Annotated in this window: 17 protein-coding genes and 1 pseudogene; 7 read left to right on the top strand and 11 right to left on the bottom strand. The window is 43.7% G+C overall.

The window, feature by feature from the left end; all coding sequences use genetic code 11:
* Positions 1-46: 46 nt before the first annotated feature.
* Positions 47-382, top strand: coding sequence for a fructose PTS transporter subunit IIB (locus CSW98_RS08195; protein WP_100799974.1), 336 nt, complete (start codon positions 47-49; stop codon positions 380-382).
* Between the two features lie 111 nt (positions 383-493).
* A complete protein-coding gene (locus tag CSW98_RS08190; protein WP_100799973.1) occupies positions 494-781 on the top strand; it encodes an Lpp/OprI family alanine-zipper lipoprotein in 288 nt (95 codons plus the stop codon).
* Between the two features lie 68 nt (positions 782-849).
* Here the strand turns inward: CSW98_RS08190 and CSW98_RS08185 are convergent, their stop codons facing one another.
* The 4 genes from CSW98_RS08185 to CSW98_RS08170 are packed head-to-tail and all read right to left on the bottom strand — an operon-like array spanning position 850 to position 5019.
* Positions 850-1791 carry a L,D-transpeptidase family protein gene (locus CSW98_RS08185; RefSeq protein ID WP_443083655.1) on the bottom strand — a complete coding sequence of 314 codons (942 nt, stop codon included), beginning with the start codon at positions 1789-1791 and terminating at the stop codon, positions 850-852.
* On the bottom strand, positions 1766-3205 hold the full coding sequence (phrB, locus tag CSW98_RS08180; RefSeq protein ID WP_100799971.1) for a deoxyribodipyrimidine photo-lyase: 1440 nt from the start codon (positions 3203-3205) through the stop codon (positions 1766-1768). The genes CSW98_RS08185 and phrB overlap by 26 nt, the downstream gene beginning before the upstream one ends.
* A 56-nt stretch (positions 3206-3261) precedes the next feature.
* On the bottom strand, positions 3262-4038 hold the full coding sequence (locus CSW98_RS08175; RefSeq protein ID WP_100799970.1) for a MerR family transcriptional regulator: 777 nt from the start codon (positions 4036-4038) through the stop codon (positions 3262-3264).
* A gap of 12 nt (positions 4039-4050) precedes the next feature.
* Complete coding sequence (locus tag CSW98_RS08170) at positions 4051-5019, bottom strand: YbgA family protein (RefSeq protein ID WP_100799969.1); 969 nt, start codon at positions 5017-5019, stop codon at positions 4051-4053.
* Between the two features lie 363 nt (positions 5020-5382).
* Between CSW98_RS08170 and CSW98_RS08165 the strand changes: the two genes are divergently transcribed.
* Positions 5383-6855 carry a tetratricopeptide repeat protein gene (locus tag CSW98_RS08165; RefSeq protein ID WP_100799968.1) on the top strand — a complete coding sequence of 491 codons (1473 nt, stop codon included), beginning with the start codon at positions 5383-5385 and terminating at the stop codon, positions 6853-6855.
* Positions 6836-8416 (top strand): GGDEF domain-containing protein, encoded by a 1581-nt coding sequence (locus tag CSW98_RS08160; RefSeq protein ID WP_100799967.1) that lies wholly within the window; start codon positions 6836-6838, stop codon positions 8414-8416. Before CSW98_RS08165 ends, CSW98_RS08160 begins: the two co-directional genes overlap by 20 nt.
* Before the next feature lie 46 nt (positions 8417-8462).
* Here CSW98_RS08160 and CSW98_RS08155 read toward each other — a convergent pair whose 3' ends face one another.
* The gene (locus CSW98_RS08155; protein ID WP_100799966.1) at positions 8463-9227 is read right to left on the bottom strand and encodes a siderophore-interacting protein; all 765 of its coding nucleotides are present in this window, start codon (positions 9225-9227) and stop codon (positions 8463-8465) included.
* 245 nt (positions 9228-9472) lie between these two features.
* On the opposite strand from CSW98_RS08155, the gene CSW98_RS08150 reads away from it, so the two are divergent.
* On the top strand, positions 9473-10495 hold the full coding sequence (locus CSW98_RS08150; RefSeq protein WP_100800052.1) for a GGDEF domain-containing protein: 1023 nt from the start codon (positions 9473-9475) through the stop codon (positions 10493-10495).
* A 62-nt stretch (positions 10496-10557) separates the two neighbouring features.
* Here CSW98_RS08150 and CSW98_RS08145 read toward each other — a convergent pair whose 3' ends face one another.
* A complete protein-coding gene (locus CSW98_RS08145) occupies positions 10558-11916 on the bottom strand; it encodes a diguanylate cyclase (RefSeq protein ID WP_232733491.1) in 1359 nt (452 codons plus the stop codon).
* A 147-nt stretch (positions 11917-12063) separates the two neighbouring features.
* Here CSW98_RS08145 and nhaD point away from each other — a divergent pair.
* Positions 12064-13410, top strand: a pseudogene (gene nhaD / locus CSW98_RS08140) (sodium:proton antiporter NhaD); the annotation flags it as partial.
* 54 nt (positions 13411-13464) lie between these two features.
* Here nhaD and CSW98_RS08135 read toward each other — a convergent pair.
* Positions 13465-13716 (bottom strand): DUF3081 domain-containing protein, encoded by a 252-nt coding sequence (locus CSW98_RS08135; RefSeq protein ID WP_100799964.1) that lies wholly within the window; start codon positions 13714-13716, stop codon positions 13465-13467.
* A gap of 249 nt (positions 13717-13965) precedes the next feature.
* Here CSW98_RS08135 and CSW98_RS08130 point away from each other — a divergent pair, with 249 nt between their 5' ends.
* Positions 13966-15630, top strand: coding sequence for a methyl-accepting chemotaxis protein (locus CSW98_RS08130; protein ID WP_100799963.1), 1665 nt, complete (start codon positions 13966-13968; stop codon positions 15628-15630).
* A 76-nt stretch (positions 15631-15706) separates the two neighbouring features.
* Here CSW98_RS08130 and CSW98_RS08125 read toward each other — a convergent pair whose 3' ends face one another.
* The 4 genes from CSW98_RS08125 to CSW98_RS08110 form a co-directional block, all read right to left on the bottom strand.
* Positions 15707-16426 carry a YebC/PmpR family DNA-binding transcriptional regulator gene (locus tag CSW98_RS08125; RefSeq protein WP_100799962.1) on the bottom strand — a complete coding sequence of 240 codons (720 nt, stop codon included), beginning with the start codon at positions 16424-16426 and terminating at the stop codon, positions 15707-15709.
* Positions 16427-16490: 64 nt separating this feature from the next.
* Positions 16491-16700 (bottom strand): DUF3283 family protein, encoded by a 210-nt coding sequence (locus CSW98_RS08120; RefSeq protein ID WP_100799961.1) that lies wholly within the window; start codon positions 16698-16700, stop codon positions 16491-16493.
* A 136-nt stretch (positions 16701-16836) separates the two neighbouring features.
* Complete coding sequence (locus CSW98_RS08115; RefSeq protein ID WP_100799960.1) at positions 16837-17031, bottom strand: hypothetical protein; 195 nt, start codon at positions 17029-17031, stop codon at positions 16837-16839.
* Positions 17032-17545: 514 nt separating this feature from the next.
* Entirely contained in the window at positions 17546-19522 is a 1977-nt protein-coding gene (locus CSW98_RS08110; RefSeq protein WP_100799959.1) for a replication initiator protein RctB domain-containing protein, read from the bottom strand.
* Position 19523: the final 1 nt, after the last annotated feature.

Raw genomic sequence — 19523 nt, 5'->3', positions numbered from 1 at the left:
AATGACGATATACTTAAAATACCTCTCAACTAACTGAGCGTATGACATGAATATTGTTGCCGTTACGTCCTGTATTAGTGGTGTTGCCTACACTTATATGGCAGCTGAGTTACTTGAACAGCACTGCCAGCAAAGAAACATCAATGTTGTTATCGAAACTCAGGGGGCCTTCGGTTCAGGCTTTACTCTGCATGATGAAGATATACGTAATGCCGATGTTGCTGTCCTTATTGCCGATGGTGATATAAAAGGTTTCCAGCGCTTTGATAACTGCCGCCAGATAAAAACCGATATAACCCATTTTTTAAGAAATCAGCTACCGCTGCTAAAGGCTCTCGACGAAATAAAAGGGATGCCAGCAAACACAGTAAAAACTGTATAGATTAGATTATTCACATGAAATCCTTACCGATATTATGTATTCTGAAAAATCCTAGCTAAACTGTATGATGTTCAGCCACCAAAAGCACAGCAACAGAAACAAGGAGTTCTTATGAACAAAACGTTATTATTAGCGGCAGGTATCAGTTCAGTGGTTCTATTAGCGGGCTGTTCATCTGCTTCTGATGAAACAACTCAGCTAAGTCAGTTGTCGCAACAGATATCCCAGCTAAGTCAAGATGTTGAAGCACTGAAAAACAGCCAGTCGGCGGTAACGACAGCCGCTCAGCAGGCAGAAGGCGCAGCCATGGCAGCCAAAGAAGCAGCAATGTCTGCACAGGATGAAGCGACCCGGGCCAACGAACGTATTGATAATATCGCACAATCCTATACGAAATAGCATCAGCCTCTTTTTTCCTTCCGTTATATCTGAACATATTATTCAGATATAACGGTTATTCTTCCGCTTCAGGGAGCCTGAATATCAGGCTCCACAATTTCTGTTGGCACTCCGCTTTGAACAGAAATAACCGCCTTTGCTTTATGCATCGGCAGATCAAATTCCGACATCCACCACTCCAGCTCTTGGGGGATCTCCAGTTCATCCTGTACACCATTTCTGTGGGTAAGCGGCTCATGAGCCTCAAGAAAAATGCTTCTGTCTGGCTCCAGAGAAATTTTTATCGGCTGATTAATCACCCGAACCCTTTCTCCCCGGCTTACTTGTTCAAACAGCCAGCGGATATTTTCCGGCTCCATCCGGATACAGCCGGAACTGACCCGTAAACCTATACCAAAATTCTTATTCGTTCCGTGGATCAGATAATCCCCCACACCATAAGCCAGCCTTAAAGCAAATTCACCCAGCGGATTATCCGGCCCGGCAGGAACCACATCCGGTAATGTAACGCCTTTTTTAGCGTATTCAGAACGAATAGACTGAGGTGGCGTCCAGGTCGGGTTAGGGATCTTCTCACTGATATAGGACTGCATCACCGGGGTATCACGTCCAATTCGGCCGATTCCGACAGGGAAAATATGTACTGTCCGGTTATCTTTGTCAAAAAAGTACAGGCGCAACTCAGCAAGATTAATCACTATCCCTTTTCTCTCCTCTTTAGGCAGAATAAACAGTGACGGAATAATCAGTACGTTTCCCGGCTCAGGCAGGAAAGGATCAACCCCCTTATTGGCAGCCATCAGCGAAAGCAGCCCCACATCATACTGTCTGGCAATCAACGCCATACTTTCACCTTTCGCGACGATGTGACGCTGAACTCTGCCAACCAGATTACTGCCGTCCAGAGGCAACCTGTAGCTGGCAGCAATACTGTTCAAACAAAACATTGTTCCTGCCAACAACAACAAAACTCGCATCATCCTTTCACCCGGCCTGTCTTTGTTTCGCATTCTGGTAAAGCATCAAAGTTATCGTCCTCTGCTGTTTATGATCAACCAGTGGAAAAGGATAATGCAGGCTATCATATCCCTTCCACAACCACGGCTTATGCAGATATCGGTCCGGGACACGGGCAAGTTCCGGGATCCAACGCCGCACAAATTGTCCATCAGAGTCAAATTTTTCTCCTTGACTGACAGGATTAAAAATCCGGAAATACGGCTGAGCATCACATCCGGTAGATGCAGACCACTGCCAGCCACCATTATTAGCGGCAAAATCGCCATCCACCAACTTGCGCATAAAATAGGTTTCCCCCCATCGCCAGTCGATGTGCAAATCCTTCGTCAGAAAACTGGCTACCACCATCCTTAATCGGTTGTGCATCCAACCCGTTCGATTCAGTTGTCTCATTGCTGCATCAATAATAGGGTATCCAGTTTCGCCCCTCTGCCATTTATTAAACCAGACAGTATTATTTCTCCAGGGAATCAGATCTCCCCATGAATGAAACGATTTTCTCTGGCTGATCTTTGGCTCCAACGCTACCAAATGTTGATAGAACTCCCGCCAGATAAATTCATTCAGCCAGCTTTCAGCCCCGCAATCCAAATCGTTCACCGCTCTTTCTCTCATAGCCGCCACACACTGACGGACAGACAAAGCCCCAATAGTTAAATATGGGGATAAACGACTGGTTCCATCTACCGCGGGAAAATCCCGCAAAACCGCATAATCAGCCAGTGAATGCATACTGTAATATCTCAAGCGATGCAGAATATCGGATGTATCAGTAAAGTAATCACTGCTGTTCTGTCGGGAATAACCAAAATGACTGTTAGAGTCAAAAACTGTAAAACCCACTCTATTCGCAGCAGGAAATGATAATATTGAATGAGGTACGGCACAGGATGGCTTACAGACATCCTGTGCCGTAAGAGCAAACTGTGTCAGCCATTTCCGTTTAAAAGGAGTAAATACCTTAAAATAACGCTGTTCCTGATTAAGAATACTCCCCGGGGGAAGCAAACACCTGTCATGATACAAGCAGGCTGAAATACCCAATGGGGCTGATTTTGCAACCAACTCATCATCACGTCTTTGTTCATTAAGTTCATATTCCCGGTTAACCGATATCGTTTTACAACCAAGTACACGGGCAAGCTCAACTATCGCCTGAACACTATGATTGTAATCTGGTTTTTCAGCATAAAGAAACGGGATATTCAGTTGTTCTAATTCACACCGCAACGCTTCAAGATGCCGGAAAATCAAATCAGCCTGTATCGGTGCCATATTGTGCTTCTGCCACTGTTGCGGGGTTGCTACGTATGCCGCCACAACAGATCCCCCTCGCTGAATAGCAGTAAATAACGCCGGGTTATCCAAGATACGTAAATCTTTCCTGAACCAAACCAAATGCATATTATCCTCTCATAACAAAAAGCCCCATTCACCAACCTGAAACCAACAAATAAAAGTTACAATTCAATCAGACCTGAGCAAATAACATCCATGCGAAGAGAAGAAGTAAGGTGAAAAATCTGTTTCAGAATATGAACGGGAAGTGTGCGATTAGCGAACAGATGCAATTGATTAAATTGTTCCAACCCGGACATATTTTTTATTCCGGAAACATCTTCGGCACCATCAAGAAATGTCACATGAAATCTCTTTTCTGCCTGTTTCCCTGCTTCATACAAAGCAGCAATACTCCCGATATGATCCAAACTAATAAAGAGTAATTTACCTTTATCTTTAGTAGAAGCCCGATTCTCTGCATCTATAATCTGATACAAATGATGGTTCATCAGTGATTGATATAACCCTTTCTGCAGCGTTCTCAGTGATGATTTAACGCTTACGAGTGACCGCTCAACCGGAGCAGAAAACTGACTTTCAGCTACTGAAAGTGGATATTCTTTCAGTACATTTGTAATTATAGTATCTGCTTTACCGCTATTTAATGAGGCTAAAGCTTCCAGTAAATCCGCCACCTCTTCTAATTCAGCAGCTTCACACCCTGATATTCCTTTTTCTTCAGTCCCCAACAGTGCTCTGACTTTTCCAACAGATACTCCTTTATCAAGCCAATTCTGAATTTGCCGAATACGTTCAAGATGTTCTTCGCTGTATAAACGATGTCCGCTTTCTGATCTCTGTGGCTGGATCAAACCATATCGTCTCTGCCACGCCCGCAGAGTAACCGGTTTAATTCCAGTTAAGGCAGCCACTTCTCTGATTGCATATAGTTTCATTTTATCTCCTGACTATAAGCTATAGCGCAAACGCAACGTGTGTGGATAAGGATCAAAGAAATTCTGTTGCTGAAGATAGCGGTTCGGATAATGGCTCAAATAATGCTCTAACAACGTAAGCGGAGCCATAAGAGGTCGAAACCCTAACCGATAATCCTGAATAACCTGAACTAACTCCTGTTTTTCCTGGCAGGAAAGCCTCCTCTTGAAATATCCCTGAATATGCATCAAAACATTAGTAGTATTGTTTCTACTAACGGGCTGTGACATTGCCTGCATGAGGCCTAACCGATAATCATAAAAAAACTGCTGAGGATCATATTCATTAACACTGGCTACCATTCTGCCTAATTTTTCATACAACTGCGGGCTATGTGCCATCAAAGTCAGTTTATATCGGGAATGAAACGCAATTATCTTTCCGGATTGACACGTCCTCACATCAGAATCATTTCCAATGGAATCATAAAAGTCCCGGAGGCAATACACCCGACTGATAAAATTTTCTCTCAGATGAGGATCGTTCAACCTACCGGCCTCTTCTACCGGCAACCAGGGCATGTTTTCCATCAACTCCCGTGTAAACACTCCAATACCTTTTTTATCCGCATAATCATTTTTATAGACTTTTACCTTTTCCATCCCACAGGTGGGTGATTTAGCACAAACTATGTATCCGCAAAGATCATCCCGCCTCAATGTATTGATCTTTTGCTTGGCATACTTCTGCATAGCCATCGTGTAATCTTTCGTTTGATTTTTATTTTCAACCAATGCAACTCTCTCTTTATCAGAGACCAACCGTATTGCTGGGCGGGGAACTGGTAAACCAATGCCAATTTCCGGACATAAAGGCATAAATAAGAAATAATTGGACAATTCATCTGCCACGAATTGATCTCTCTTATGTCCAGAGTCAAAACGAACCCTCTCACCGACAACACAAGCACTAACACCAACCAGAATCTTTGAAGAACACATAAAGCACCTATACAAAAATATCTTTTGTATAAAAGTAGCGCAACACACACATATGTACAAATAATATTTTTGTACAAAAATGTCATTAATTCTTAAATACAAATAAAAGTCAAATTATTGACAAGTCAGGTACTAAAGAAAAAAATTACCGTATTCTTAGCCATAAAGAAGGTACTTTGTCTATGGCATAATTTATGCTTTTCATAAAAAGTATGGAAATAATGCGGCTTAGAAAACCAATTTCCGTTAACGTTGCGGCAAAAATTTTCCTGCCACATACTTTACCCGGTATAGTGTTCCATACCAATCAGCATGGCAGAGAGTAGGAACATCTACCGTTCCGACAACATAACAGGTACGATCTTGGATACAGTTCACCTACAACTGGATAATGAATTAGACCGGCTCTCTTCTCTTATCGAGAAAGAGACAACAGCGACCTTATTTCAGGCACAGCAATGTCAGACACGAGCCGACCAGATGCTGTATCAGGAAGGCGGTATTCTGGCAGGGATCATCATTTCCCGCAGCTATTGGGAGCAGGAAAACTACCGTGATGGCCTTAAGGCCATAAAAGATGTATACAACCGGCTTAATCTGCTGGATACGGATCAGTTTCTTCCTGAAATTCTGCACATACATGCACTCCACTATTGGGGACAGGAAAAGTATCTCTCTGCTCAACAGTATTGGATCAATGCCCTGGAACAGGCGGCTCTGGTCGGGGAAACCGATGTTGAAATAGAATGTCTGATCGGTTTGGGTAATGTCTGGCGTATTACCCATGAATACAAGCTGGCAATGTCAACACATATTCTGGCTGTAAACGTTGCCAATAATGCCCGGATCAACTGTCTTGAAGGTAAGGCCCGGATTCAATTGGCATGGGACTATTACCTGCTTAACGACTATACGGAAATGCTTTCTGTACTGGATAGTGCTGAGGAAGTTTTAAAACATTACCCGAACAATACCTGGAAAGCAGAAATGTGGGATTTCCGGGCACTGGCTTTACTGGGGCTGGAACGTCTGGAAGATGCTGAAAAAGCCAGCCTGAATGCCTATCAGCTGGCTGTAAAAGAAAATATTTCCTGGATGAAAACCCACTCTTTTATCAGCCGTGCTCGTCTGGAACTTATCCGTGGTAATCTGGATAATGCGGAAAAAAACCTCTCTGCAGCAGAGAACTCTGCCCGAAAATTTGACAACGGTGAACTGCTTTCCCAGATCAGTTTTCAGCAATCTATCGTGGCAGAAAAACAGGGCAACCATGAAGGAGCACTGACGGCATTCCGAAAATACCGTAAACACTCGGTAAAAATGCTCAAAGAACAAACAAACCGTCTGAGCATGGACAAAGCCCACAGTTCAAAGCGACAGCTCGATCAACGGGCAAGAAAGTTGATTAACCGTATCCGCGGGCAGATTGAATTTAACCATAACGAAAGAGGCTTCTCTAATCTGGTTTCAGAAACTTACTGGTGGGAACAGATGGTACTGTTCAAAAGTGAACTGAAAGCCTCCAACCATGCTGTCATTATTATCTCGCATGATATTGCAGATTATCTGGAGATCTGCATTGAACTGGCACAATGCCTCTGCAATCGCCATGATCTGATAGCCCGGCTCAGTGAAGATAAAGTCGGTATGTTGCTGGCTGAAAAAGGAGAAAAAGCCGATAAGCTATTCTGTTTCCTGCAGCAAATGGTTAACAACTACCCATGGGAGCGACGTGAACTAACAGGCTCTCTCCCCTCTATAAGCCAGCACGATATTCTGGCTTTCCCGTTTACGCTGGATCAGTTGGAAGAAGACGATGGATATATTACTGAATAAAGTTGCGGATGCAGGATTGGATCCGGCTTCTGTTTCCGGGGAAGAAGCTCTCATATTCTGGGATCATGTGCGTCAGCATATTGCTACGTCTTTAACAGAAAAAGCTCACTGCCATTTGATCAGTGCCGAATACCGCAACCAGCTTAACCAGTTTCAGTTAAGTATCGAAGAATTAAAAAGTGCACTGGCTCTGCTTGTTCTCCCGGAAGATGCTGAAGAAATTATTACGATAAAAACCAGTCTGAGTGAAAGACTGGCCGAGCACGGTCACTATACAGAAGCATTAAAAGAATATGTGGAAATTTCCACACTGGCAGTCAAATACAGTTCTATTGATGATTATGCACAAGCTGTCTTAGGCATGGGGAATCTGTGCGAAGCATATGGAGACCACGCCAAGGCTCTTCGGTACTACCAAAAAATAGATGGTATCGATCACGCACTAGGCAGCCGGACGTTGCGGCTCAGATATAAACTGCATACGGTTGCCTGTCTGATATCTCTCAACAGAATTTCAGCAGCCAGTGAATTACTGAAAGAGTGTGATGAGCTCAGTATTCTGGTCAGCGACAAGGTCTTAACCGGACAAGTCATTCTGTATAGCGCCAAAATTCAGAGAAGAAAGAGACAATATCATGAAGCACTAAAAACGTTGTCAGGTGCCCATCATGCCGTTAACCGCAGTCATATATCATGGCTATCCAATATGCTCCGTCTGGAACAGGTACTCAACCTGAGCAAAATTGGCAAAATAGATCTGGCCACTATGCTGTTGACTAGTACAACAAAACGAATACAGAAAAATGCCTCCCCGCTCCTATTGCGCAAACTCTACGATACTCTGAGCTACATATTCAGACAGCAGAAAAACTTTATTCAGGCTCTGGAGTATGAAAAAAAGGGCTTTAGGATTGAAACGGATCTAATTAAAAGCATTCCAATCAGTGAACTCGGTGCTTACCAGCTACGCCGCCTAGCCCGTTTTGAACTTCAACTGAAGCTGATTATGTCAGAGCAGGAAAACCGGGAGCTAAAAGAAACGACTGAGCATCAGAAAGATGCAGTGGCTAAACTGCAGCAGGATGTATTTACCGATCCTCTGACCCAACTGCATAACCGTCGCTGGATGGATGTTAAGCTGAAAGATCTGCTCCTGCATGAAACCCCATTTGCCTTTCTCGTCATCGATATTGATCATTTTAAATCAATCAATGATGAACTCAGTCATCTGGTCGGTGACAAAGTGATCGTTAATGTTTCTCAGGAGTTGAAAAATCACTTTAAATTTAAAGGCTCCTCCTGTGTCCGTTTTGGCGGTGAAGAGTTCCTGATCATTCTGGAAAATGCCACTTTGGAGCGGGCAGAAATGCTGGCCGAACAGCTCAGAGAGCGGATCTTTCAATTCGGCTGGCACGATATCCTCGGTGAACGAGGCCTGACAGTCAGTATCGGTGTGACCCTGCATCGGGACGGGGAAAATACTCAACGCACCTTCTACCGGGCAGACAAAGCGCTATACCGGGCGAAAGCCAATGGCCGGAATCAGGTATGTTGTGAATAATCTGAGTGCCGTACAATAACGTTCTGAGCGATATAAAGCCTTATCCTTATAATGGTCGAGCCTTTTTCTCCAGACTGAATGTATCGGCATTCACACCACATTTCCAATAGCCAACGGCATGAATGCGGCTACGGCAGATCCCTAGTTCATCTTGCAGAAACGGGCGTAAGGCCCGGATATTCTTCGCCTCCAACCCCAAAAACACCTCCGTTTCTGGTGGGATATCCGCAGAAAAATTACGAACCATCTGTACCAGAGAGATATCCATTTCATCTTCCACCAGCCAATGAACCGTATGCATATCATCAATATCCAGCGAAATAGCATCCTCACGGGTCGGAACCACAATCACCACCTGCACACAGGCATCCGCATTAATTCTGGGCACATAACCATTAATCGCATTAACCGACGTAATATCACCAATCAGCAAATAACTGGACTCAGAAAAATTCGTTAGCTTAACCGGGCCGGGACCGGCAATACCCACATAATCACCGATTCTGGCATTAATAGCCCAGTCGGTTGCTGGCCCCTGATGACGATTCACCACAAAATCCATTACCAGTCTCTTATGCTCAGCATCAAATGAACGGATTGTATAAGAACGCATAGTCGGTCTTTCCGCAACATTGGTCAGATCCAGACAAGGCATTCGTTCGCCATCTTTAGGTACGATCACTTTGACATATGCGCCTTCCTGACCAACAGGAAAACCAGCCAGTCCTTCCCCACCCACAACAATTCTGCGTAAATGGGGAGAAAGATCAATAACTTCTACAACCTGTGTCAGTCGAGCTTTTCGTTTCATGAATACTCCTTTATATATTTTTAACTTTACTAAATATCAGTATGACGGAAAATATCGTTTTTTTCGACAGGTAATGAATTTTATTCTCATATAAAAGCCATATGTATTGATATTATTATTAAAAATACTGGTAAAATTTGCAGTTTATTTGCTTGTTTTCAGGCAAGACATAAAGAAATTCACTACTATTGTTATTAAATTGTATACGAATATAAATGGATAAAACCAACTGGTTTGACTGCAGCATGAAGAAAGATGAATTCCAGAAATCCACCGAAAACCTGCGTAAGGCTGTGCCACTGATGATAAAAAATCAGGTTCCAACCACACCGACGAACTATGCCTTATGGTATACCTACGTTGATGAAGCACAGCCTGAACTCAACATAGAGATGGATAAGATTGTGGCTGAATATGGTCTGTGCCCGCCAAGCTGCAGTGAACATCTCTATAGACATTACATTGCCGGTAAAAACGAAACCGATGTGCAGGAACTACGTTCTAATCTGGAAATTTTGGTCAATGAAATCTTTATGTCAATGAAAGATACTCTGGCCAATACTCAGGACTTTCAGCACATGATAGACAAACATTTCGGAAATCTGGAACAGATAAACCGGGACAGTGTTTCTTTCGAAGAAGTCATGGGGTTACTGCATAATTTTGTATCAGAATCGCATGATATCAAATCCTCCACCCTGTTCTTTAGCCAACAATTACAAAGTGCCAGCCAGGAAATTACAGAGCTGAAACAGCAACTGGAAAAAGTCCAGAAAGATGCGTTGTATGACAGCCTCTCCAGCCTGCTTAACCGGGGAGCTTTCGACAGGGATTTAGCAGCAATGTGTCAGGCCGAATCATCACAACCTCTGTGCCTGATCTTTATCGATATTGATCGTTTTAAGAATCTGAATGACCATTTCGGCCATATTTTCGGTGATATGGTCATTCAGGCCATAGCCAAACGCCTGCAACTCAGTTGCCGTGACGGTATTACAGCCTACCGCTATGGTGGCGAAGAATTTGCCATGCTGATACCAAACAAATCCCTGCGCATAGCTCGTCAGTTTGCCGATTCAGTTCGCCGTACCATTGAGAAAATATCCGTCAAAGATAAACGAACCGGAGAACAGGTAGAAAATATCACGGCATCATTCGGAGTCGCAGAACTGAAAGAAGGAGAGCAGCCGATCAATTTGATCGACAATGCCGATCAGCAACTCTATCAGGCCAAAACACTCGGTCGGAACCGGGTGATGCCGGTATAGCCAGATAAAGATACCAGGCAAGATCTGGGGCAGAATAACTTTTCATTAAATAACATACCCGTTTAAACAGAAGAACTTTTCTTTCCCTTCGCCCGGTACATGCTCCTGTCGGCAGCACTCATCAGGGCGTCAATATCCATACCGTACTGGTTATACACGGCATAACCAATACTTACACGAACAGGAATACTCATACCATCAAAATTGACCGGCGAATCTGTCAGGATCTGCTTAAGGTGACTGAGAATACGCTGAATATCCTCTTCATCCTGAACTCGGGTCAGGATAGCCAAAAACTCATCCCCCCCCACTCTGGCAATAATATCCGAACCTCTCAGAGCCAGACGGATACGTCTGGCCACCTCGATCAGAACCTTGTCTCCTGCTGCATGTCCATAGGTATCATTGATCGCTTTAAATCCATCCAGATCCAGATTCAGCAGAGTAAACCCCTGACCTTTTTTAAAAACATTATCCACCTGCTGTTCAAGGGTATACATAAGATAACGACGGTTGGGTAAATGGGTTAACTCATCTTCCAACGAATTCCGGTGAGCCTGATGGTAAAAATAATAAATAGTAATAAAGGCGATCAGCAGGATAAACAACACCGGATAACCCAGTAAACGAACAGCATATCGTTGCCTCCACGGTAACTGACTAAAAAGCTCTCCCTGCGCAACCGCCATAAACCAGGATCCGGAAGGAAAAGTTACCGTTTCCGTGACAAATATGTCTTCAAATACCTGTTTATCACCATAAAAAATAGCACCTTCGATACCCATACCATCCACACCCCGAACAGCAAAAGCATATTTTTTTTCCAACGTTTTTACTCCTACTTTTTCAAACAGGAGATCAACATCAATCACAGCACTACAGCTGCCCCAATACTCCGTATTGGCCGGAGGATCTGTAAAAACTGGACTACGAACAATCAGCCCCATTCCTCCCTGAACCAAATGAACCGGACCGGCCATAAACAGAGATTGCATTTCCCGTGATTTCTGTACCGTCCTCCACTGTTCAGGTACAGTACGAAAATCCGTTCCCAGTGCTCGTTCATTTCCCTCTAGCGGGTAAACAAACCGGATAATATCTTCGGGGGCTATGGCGACATTTCTTAAATATGAGGAATGACGGAATAACTCTGTTGCAACCTGATTCCATAGTTCGTTACCGGATTCCGGCCGCACAGAAATCAGCGTCGTCAGACTATTAGCAAAAAATATATCAGAATAGATAGCCGATTCCAGTTCAGAACGAAGAACCGTTAGTTCCTCCTGAGCCACCAGCCGAAGATGCTCTTTCTCCAGTTCCTGCTGCTGTATATGAAGGTGTTCTACGATCAATACTGCACAAGCTGTCATAAATACAAGCCCGAGAAAAACCATTAATCGCATACCTGCAACAGCTTTCATTTATCTATCCTGATACCAGAAACACGCTTACAATAGAGAAAAATCTAAGAATTCATACCATTATTAATGGTAGCTGAGATTTTCTTACTTTCACGTAAGAAGCTTTAGAATACACTGTTGGAGACGAGAATAACAATGATAGAAGGATTAACCCATTCAGCTATCGGCTATACTGCTCTGGCTGTCTTCGTGATCGCTTATAGCCTTGTCATGGCAGAAGAATATCTACAACTACGAAAATCGAAGCCTGTACTGCTCGCAGCCGGGCTTATCTGGATTATTATCGGCTATGTTTATCATCAGCAGGGGCAGACTGAGGTAGCCCGACAGGCCATCGAACACAACCTCTTGGAGTATGCTGAATTACTGTTGTTCCTGCTTGTTGCGATGACCTATATCAGTGCGATGGAGGAGCGACGTCTGTTCGACTGCCTACGCGCCTGGATGGTTGGTAAAGGATTTACCTTTAAGTCGCTGTTCTGGATGACAGGGATCCTGTCTTTTTTGATATCTCCTATCGCTGATAACCTGACAACAGCACTGCTGATGTGCACTGTCGTAATGAAAGTCGGGGGAAACCAGACTAAATTTATTAACCTGTCCTGCATTAATATTGTCATTGCTGCCAATGCTGGTGGTGCATTCAGCCCCTTTGGTGATATTACGACTCTTATGGTCTGGCAGGCAGGGATGCTTTCATTTTCTGAGTTCGGTAATCTGTTTATTCCGGCACTGGTTAACTATATGGTTCCTGCCGTCATTATGTCCGTATTTGTCCCGGGTATTCAGCCGGAGTCACTGCAGGAATATGTCGAGCTAAAACGAGGAGGACGACGCATCATCCTTCTGTTTCTGTTAACGATAGCCACCGCAGTCAGCTTTCATGGTCTCTTTCATTTTCCGCCGGTTATCGGCATGATGATGGGTCTGGCCTACTTGCAGTTTTTTGGCTATTTCCTGCGGAAAACACTGCCCGCATCTCTTGCAAAAAAACGCGCCAGAGCAGTTGCAACTCACGATGAAGCCGCATTAAAACGCCTGGGTTCTATCATTCCGTTTGATGTATTTAAACGGGTATCACATGCAGAATGGGACACCCTGCTGTTCTTTTATGGCGTGGTTATGTGTGTTGGTGGACTGAGCCTGCTCGGATATCTGGATCTAGTATCAGGGGTAATCTATACCCAATGGAACCCTATATGGGCAAACATCGCCATCGGAGCGCTCTCTGCCATTGTAGATAACATCCCTGTGATGTTTGCCGTACTCTCTATGCAACCGGATATGTCTGCAGGAAACTGGCTTTTAGTCACATTAACCGCAGGTGTAGGGGGCAGCCTACTGTCCATTGGCTCAGCGGCCGGGGTTGCCCTGATGGGTGCTGCCCACGGAAAATATACCTTCTTTAGTCACCTGAGATGGTCTCCGGTAATTATTCTCGGTTACAGCCTGAGCATTGTTGTCCACCTGATACTGAATACTACCCTATTCTGAAAAACGGGTCACAGGCCAAGCAAAAGCGGCCTGTGACAGATACAGGCACTATGGCTATTTAGATAACATGGCTACTTTTTTCAGAAAACTGTCCCGCAGATGTTCCTGATCATATTCCAGATGATAAGTATTATGGAATCCCACCCTTAGTTCTACTCCATTACCACGCATATACACGTTATAACCATCATAATCAGAAAAAGCTTCTACACCTTCATAAATTTTACCAAATTCCGTTGGTGTCCCTTTATCCATAACCGTTTCGTACGCTTTTAGCAATCTTTCAGGATCCAATTCATTTTTCATAATACGAACCTCTCCGTGCCACACATATTATACGAAGTAACCTCAGTATAAGTATGGCGGAGTTTTAAAGCTTCACCACTTAAACGCAACATTAACCTCAACAGAAAATATCACTGACCCCACAATTTCGGCATTAACCTCTATAATTATTCTCGCTTTTTAACATATATAGCGGATAATAATTATACGTATTCACAAAAAAAACATTAAAGCAACACCCCTTACTGGAAGCATAACTAGGACGTAACTATGAACTTCACTATTAAAACCAGGCTCTATATTCTGGCTATCGTACCTATCCTGATTATCTCTGTCGGCATGATGTTCTTTACCTATTCAGAGTTGAAAGAGATGAATGCCACACACGTGGTATCCACAAAAGATACCATCATGAAAACAAAACAGGATGAACTTAAGGCTTATCTGGAAATCGCCGACTCATCCATTACCCAGTTAAAAAACACTAATGCATCCCGGGAAGATGCCATCAACCAGTTGAAACAGATAAAATTCGGCACGGAAGGCTACCTGTTCGGTTACGATTCTAAGGGGGTCAGACTCCTTCTTGGAACAAGTGACAAAGGCATTGGTGATACATTCTGGAACCTTCAGGATACAACTAAGCTTTATCTGGTTCAGGAAATCATCAAACAGGCTAAGCAAGGCGGCGGATTTACTACCTATTTTTTCCCTAAACCGGGAGAAACAGAATCTTCACCGAAACTTAGTTATTCTATCTACTATCCTCAGTGGGATCTCGTTATTGGTACCGGGTTTTACATCGATAATGTAGAGAAGGTTGTTGAAAAAATGGAGGTTATTGCTGACCAGCAATCCATAGACAGTGTGAAATCCATCGCGATTATCTCTTTTGTCATCATTGTACTTGCAGGACTGTTTGCTATAGCGATCAACCAGAGCATTATCCGTCCATTGAAAACGTTTGACCGCTCTATTGCCCAGTTTGCCAGCGGAGATGCTGATCTGACAGCCCGGATGGAAAGTTTCAATATTCCTGAATTTTCTGTCCTGAGTAATAATTTCAATGCATTTGTTACTTCACTGCAGTCTATTATTAAAAACGTTTCCGAAGTCAGTAACGAAGTCTCTCAGGAAACACAGAATATGGCCGGACGGGCATCTCAGGTTAACGAACTGATAGAATCCGAACGGCAGGAAACTGAGCAGGTTGCTGCAGCGATGACGGAACTGACATCGACTGCTGGCGAAATATCCAGTAATGCCAGTCAGGCGGCTCAGGCAGCTAAAGAAGCAGAAGACACTACAGCAGAAGCCACAGAAATCTTTATGTCGGCGGCAGAATCAGTACAGGCTCTAGCAGGCGATGTGGCTAAAGCGAATGAAGTTGTTTCTGAGCTGGAAGGCAATGTACAGAATATCTCATCATCGCTGCTGGTCATTCAGGACATTGCTGAGCAGACTAACCTGCTGGCACTGAACGCTGCGATAGAAGCTGCCCGTGCAGGAGAACAGGGCCGAGGCTTCGCCGTCGTTGCGGATGAAGTACGCAAGCTGGCCAGCCGGACTCAGGAAAGCACACAGGAAATCCATCAGGTTATTGAACAGCTCAAGTCAGCTTCTGATGCTGCCGTAAAAACAATGGAAGTGGGGCTGAACCGTAGCACGGATACTGTCGATAAGGCCAGTGCAGCCAGAGAAGCCCTGAATAAAATCCAAAACTCAATTAACGTTATTATGGATATGAACGATCTGATTGCAACAGCAACCGAAGAACAGAGTCAGGTCGGTAATGATATTTCCAAACGGGTTGAATTTATTTCAGAACAGAGTAATCAGACAGCTATCATTGCCGGACAAAATCGGGAAGGTGGTGAACTGCTGAGTTTTAAAGCCAGAGATCTGGCAGAGCTAGTGGACAGATTTACTGTCTGAGGAACCAATTTACAGTGTAAATAAAACAGCCGGGATACCCCGGCTGTTTTATTATTATATTGCTGAATGCAGTGGCTTAATCAAGCTCTGCGTTATGATATACCTGCTGTACATCATCGCAGTCATCCAACATATCCAGAAACTTCTGGAATTGCTCGACATCTTCCCCACTAATCGGAGTATAGTTCTGTGGAACAAACGTAATTTCTTCTACATCCAGTGTTACATCAGACAATTGCCCGCTCAGTGCTGTTTTTGCTTTGAAGAATTCTGTATTAGGAGTGAATACTGTAATAACACCATCTTCACACTCGATGTCAGCCACATCTACATCTTCCATCATCAGCATTTCCAGAACAGACTCTTCATCATCGCCCTTAAACTGAAATACAGCCTGGTGGTCAAACATGTGAGACACTGCACCCGGGCTACCGATTTTAGCGCCATTTTTAACAAAGCACTGACGAACATCCTGAAACGTACGGTTACCGTTATCAGTCAGGCAGTCGACAATCACACTGCAACCACCCGGGCCAAAGCCTTCATAGCGTGCGGGCTGAAAATCTTCACCACCGCCACCTGCCGCTTTATCCAAAGCTTTATCAATAACATGGCCAGGAACCTGGTCTTTTTTTGCCTTTGTAATCAAATGCTTAAGTGATAAATTGGTATCAGGATCAGCCCCACCGTTTTTAGCACAAACGTAAATTTCTTTACCGTATTTAGAATAAACCTTAATTTTTGCGCCTTGTGTTTTTGCCATAGAGGCTTTGCGCACTTCAAAACTTCTTCCCATCGGGAGTTCTCTCTAATTCAATGTTGTTTCAATGCAAAGAAAAGGGGTATTTTATACAATCGTACTAAGCAACACCCATTACTTTTTTGTATTTTTCCACCGACTGTGTAAACCAAGCCTGTTCCTGTTCACTACGGATCGTCCTCAACTTAGCAGCAATAGCATCCGACCCTGTTTTTGCCTGTTTCAATCTCCACACCAAAAACGAAGCCTGCTTATCAAGCTCTATTTGATTTTTCTCATCCGGAGGCAGTAAAGATAAATTAATTGACACAGTTCCCGTTCCAGTCAGTCGCCTTACGTGGTGCAGAAATATAGCATAAAGTAGATTACAGAAACAAAATAAGGGCGACATAATGTCGCCCATCTATTAAAAACTTAAGTTACACTCTGTCAGGCAAACGTCAAACTCAGTCCAGCAGCCCCATTTCCTCTGCTTCTTCCATGGTTAACCCGCTTTCACGCAGATCTTTCATCATCTCAATACGACGTCGTGCCTGTGCAGATTTCACCTGTCTGGGAGACAGCCTGGATTCCTCTTCTTTAGGATCCCAGGTTGATGCTCTATCTGACATTTCTTCATGGTTTAAGGAATTAATCGACATATACACCTCCGAACAAAACCACGTCAGGGACACTGACTATTTAGCAAAGGGGTATATTCTTGTTAAGCAAAACTGATCCAGAATGTGAAGCAGGCATAACTTCCGACACTTAACTGTTCAATCTGTTATTAAGCTTTTGTACATCGGCTAATTCTGCATTATCTTTACTGGTTCATCCCGCAGAAAATCTGAACACTGGGGCGATGCGCTGCCATACATATAACAAGTTACCGTTATCACATAATTCAAAGTAAAAAGACGAAATTCTGCAAGCAGAATCAAGGCGTAAAGACTGATTTACCCTGATCATCGTTGCATCATACCGAAACGACAGGTAAAAAAATAGCGAGTACTTACTGACCCGCTAAACCATTATGAATGGATGTTATAAACAAGCTCTTCCGATAAACAGAAGGCCTAAAGGTTGTCTATTCGGGATTCAGTATAAATTTCTCTGAACATCCAATGTCAAGGTACTGTCATTTTTGTGTCCGGAAAAAATATCCGCTCAGATTCAATTACCGACAGCAACCTCATCGAGTGTCAAAAAAACATCTTCACTCATGTGACCTTCAAATATCTGCTTACATACTTTTCTTCTTACTGCCAGCCCAGATATCAGTCGTTCTATCGACAGATGTTTAGATTCCGACTGGCTATTAAATAATTCTATCGTTTTACTCAACGTGGAATGAGGCATGATATCTCCCCCGACTCTTAGCCAATCCAGCTTCTCAATCAGCTCCTGACACTCATCTCTGATTAAGGCTGGGGGATGGCCAGTCATGGCCGAAAGAGCCGTTATACTGCGTTCCAGAGCTTCTGGTGAAGTATATTTAGATAACGTGATCGTCAGTTCATCCGCATTGATCTCGACCAGATGCTTTCTCTGCTTAACCCGGCGCCCTAATCTTCCGCCAGAAGATACCGCATTTCGCTGGATCGGCTCAAATTCACCATCGATAATTTCAGCAAACTCTTCCAGCTTTTTCTTAGAGATCATTTCATTACGTAAAGGGTTAGGCAGAGTTGGTGCCATATTACGTTTACCGGCATTAGTCGTTCTGGCCCGGGAAAAACGCAGCACTTCTTCTACATCACAACGAATATCGACCTGATAATCACAAACCTTACCTTTTGCTTCGGTCTGACTCAACGTCAGATGATATCCCCACAAATTCACCGCAAAAAGATCGTCTCCACCTTTCCCTTCTGATAACTTTTTCAGTTCACGGATCAATTCAGAAGAAAAACGCCGCCATTCAATATTTCTGGCTAACTTTTGATTCAATTCACTCAGAAGCATGCTATCAGTAAAACGCCGGGACATGCGACTACGGAAAAACGAATACAATTGAAAGACCAGCGTATGTTGTTTCAGAATTTCAGGAGGAAACAGAAAGAAATAGTCCCGGGTCAGTAATTCTTCGTAGAAAGAAGGCTCCCAGACCAAAATGTACAGATTAGGTTTGATCCGGATCTCTCCGGCTGCATTCTCCGAAGGCGCTTCTTCAGAAGCAGTGATCGTACGAGCCAAAAAACGGAAACGATCACTCTTAAAGCCTTCTGGCATATTCTCGCTCATCCAGCGCCCGGCCAGCTCATGTAACTGAAAATCAGTAAATTCAATACGATCAATACTGTCCCTGATAGCATCTCTGGCAGGTCCGCTATCTTTTTTCCCTCTCATGGAGAGAATATCTGTTATATACAGAGGCGTTTTATTCGGAACCTGACTGGCATTAAGCTGATAACTTTCCTGTTGATGATCATGATATTGTACTGTCAGTGTAAAGAGCGCAAACAACGTCATAAGATCGTCGACTGTCATGATGTTTTTTGATGATCGGGTCTCAATGATGGCACGGGATCCTGATATGGAAACCATGCTTTTTTGATAACTCTTCCGGGTTCTTGGCGGCGCCAGAGCCTGATCGATGATCCCAGCCCAATTCGTTGGTGATACTACGAACTGATCTTTTTCATCTTTCATCACCGGTGGTGTATTTAACCCATATTCATTCAGCAAACGACGATTTACCTGAGTTTGGGCCAATGCTTTTGAGCGTTTCTGTTTTTCCGTCTGTTTCGTTGACTCTGTCATCAGGCTGGTTACTCCCAACATAGATACAAGCTGGCTCGGATTAACAAAACGGTGCAACATGGTTTTACCGGCTAAACCTTCTTCAAATCTGACAGGAGTTTGAGTGAACAAACCTATGTTGACAGCAGCTCTTAGACGTTGCTGAATAGCGGCACGTGTTAACCTTCGATCAGTTGCCTCAACTAGTTGTGTGGTTGAGACATAACCATCAGTACTGTTCAGCCCTTGTAACGAGATCAAATTCAGCAGTTCAATAATACTTTTGGTCACACCTTTGAAATGTTGATACTGTTCTATCCAGTCAATAATATTGTCTGATACTTCAAACAAATGCCCATCTTTATGACTGCGTGGTGCTTTGATGAGTATCTTATCGTCTGCCTTCATC

The sequence above is a fragment of the Vibrio sp. HA2012 genome (genome assembly GCF_002812955.1).
GTDB lineage: Bacteria > Pseudomonadota > Gammaproteobacteria > Enterobacterales > Vibrionaceae > Vibrio.
The sequence above is the reverse complement of the archived record's forward strand: the minus strand, read 5'-3'. Positions and strand labels throughout refer to the sequence as shown.

Coding starts and splice junctions, on each gene's coding strand:
- CSW98_RS08145 (WP_232733491.1), bottom strand. CDS start 11,916: ATGAAAGCTGTTGCAGGTATGCGATTAATGGTTTTTCTCGGGCTTGTA.
- CSW98_RS08160 (WP_100799967.1), top strand. CDS start 6,836: ATGGATATATTACTGAATAAAGTTGCGGATGCAGGATTGGATCCGGCT.
- CSW98_RS08170 (WP_100799969.1), bottom strand. CDS start 5,019: ATGTGTTCTTCAAAGATTCTGGTTGGTGTTAGTGCTTGTGTTGTCGGT.
- CSW98_RS08110 (WP_100799959.1), bottom strand. CDS start 19,522: ATGAAGGCAGACGATAAGATACTCATCAAAGCACCACGCAGTCATAAA.
- CSW98_RS08130 (WP_100799963.1), top strand. CDS start 13,966: ATGAACTTCACTATTAAAACCAGGCTCTATATTCTGGCTATCGTACCT.
- CSW98_RS08185 (WP_443083655.1), bottom strand. CDS start 1,791: ATGCGAAACAAAGACAGGCCGGGTGAAAGGATGATGCGAGTTTTGTTG.
- CSW98_RS08175 (WP_100799970.1), bottom strand. CDS start 4,038: ATGAAACTATATGCAATCAGAGAAGTGGCTGCCTTAACTGGAATTAAA.
- phrB (WP_100799971.1), bottom strand. CDS start 3,205: ATGCATTTGGTTTGGTTCAGGAAAGATTTACGTATCTTGGATAACCCG.
- CSW98_RS08135 (WP_100799964.1), bottom strand. CDS start 13,716: ATGAAAAATGAATTGGATCCTGAAAGATTGCTAAAAGCGTACGAAACG.
- CSW98_RS08155 (WP_100799966.1), bottom strand. CDS start 9,227: ATGAAACGAAAAGCTCGACTGACACAGGTTGTAGAAGTTATTGATCTT.
- CSW98_RS08115 (WP_100799960.1), bottom strand. CDS start 17,031: ATGTCGATTAATTCCTTAAACCATGAAGAAATGTCAGATAGAGCATCA.
- CSW98_RS08125 (WP_100799962.1), bottom strand. CDS start 16,426: ATGGGAAGAAGTTTTGAAGTGCGCAAAGCCTCTATGGCAAAAACACAA.
- CSW98_RS08190 (WP_100799973.1), top strand. CDS start 494: ATGAACAAAACGTTATTATTAGCGGCAGGTATCAGTTCAGTGGTTCTA.
- CSW98_RS08150 (WP_100800052.1), top strand. CDS start 9,473: ATGAAGAAAGATGAATTCCAGAAATCCACCGAAAACCTGCGTAAGGCT.
- CSW98_RS08195 (WP_100799974.1), top strand. CDS start 47: ATGAATATTGTTGCCGTTACGTCCTGTATTAGTGGTGTTGCCTACACT.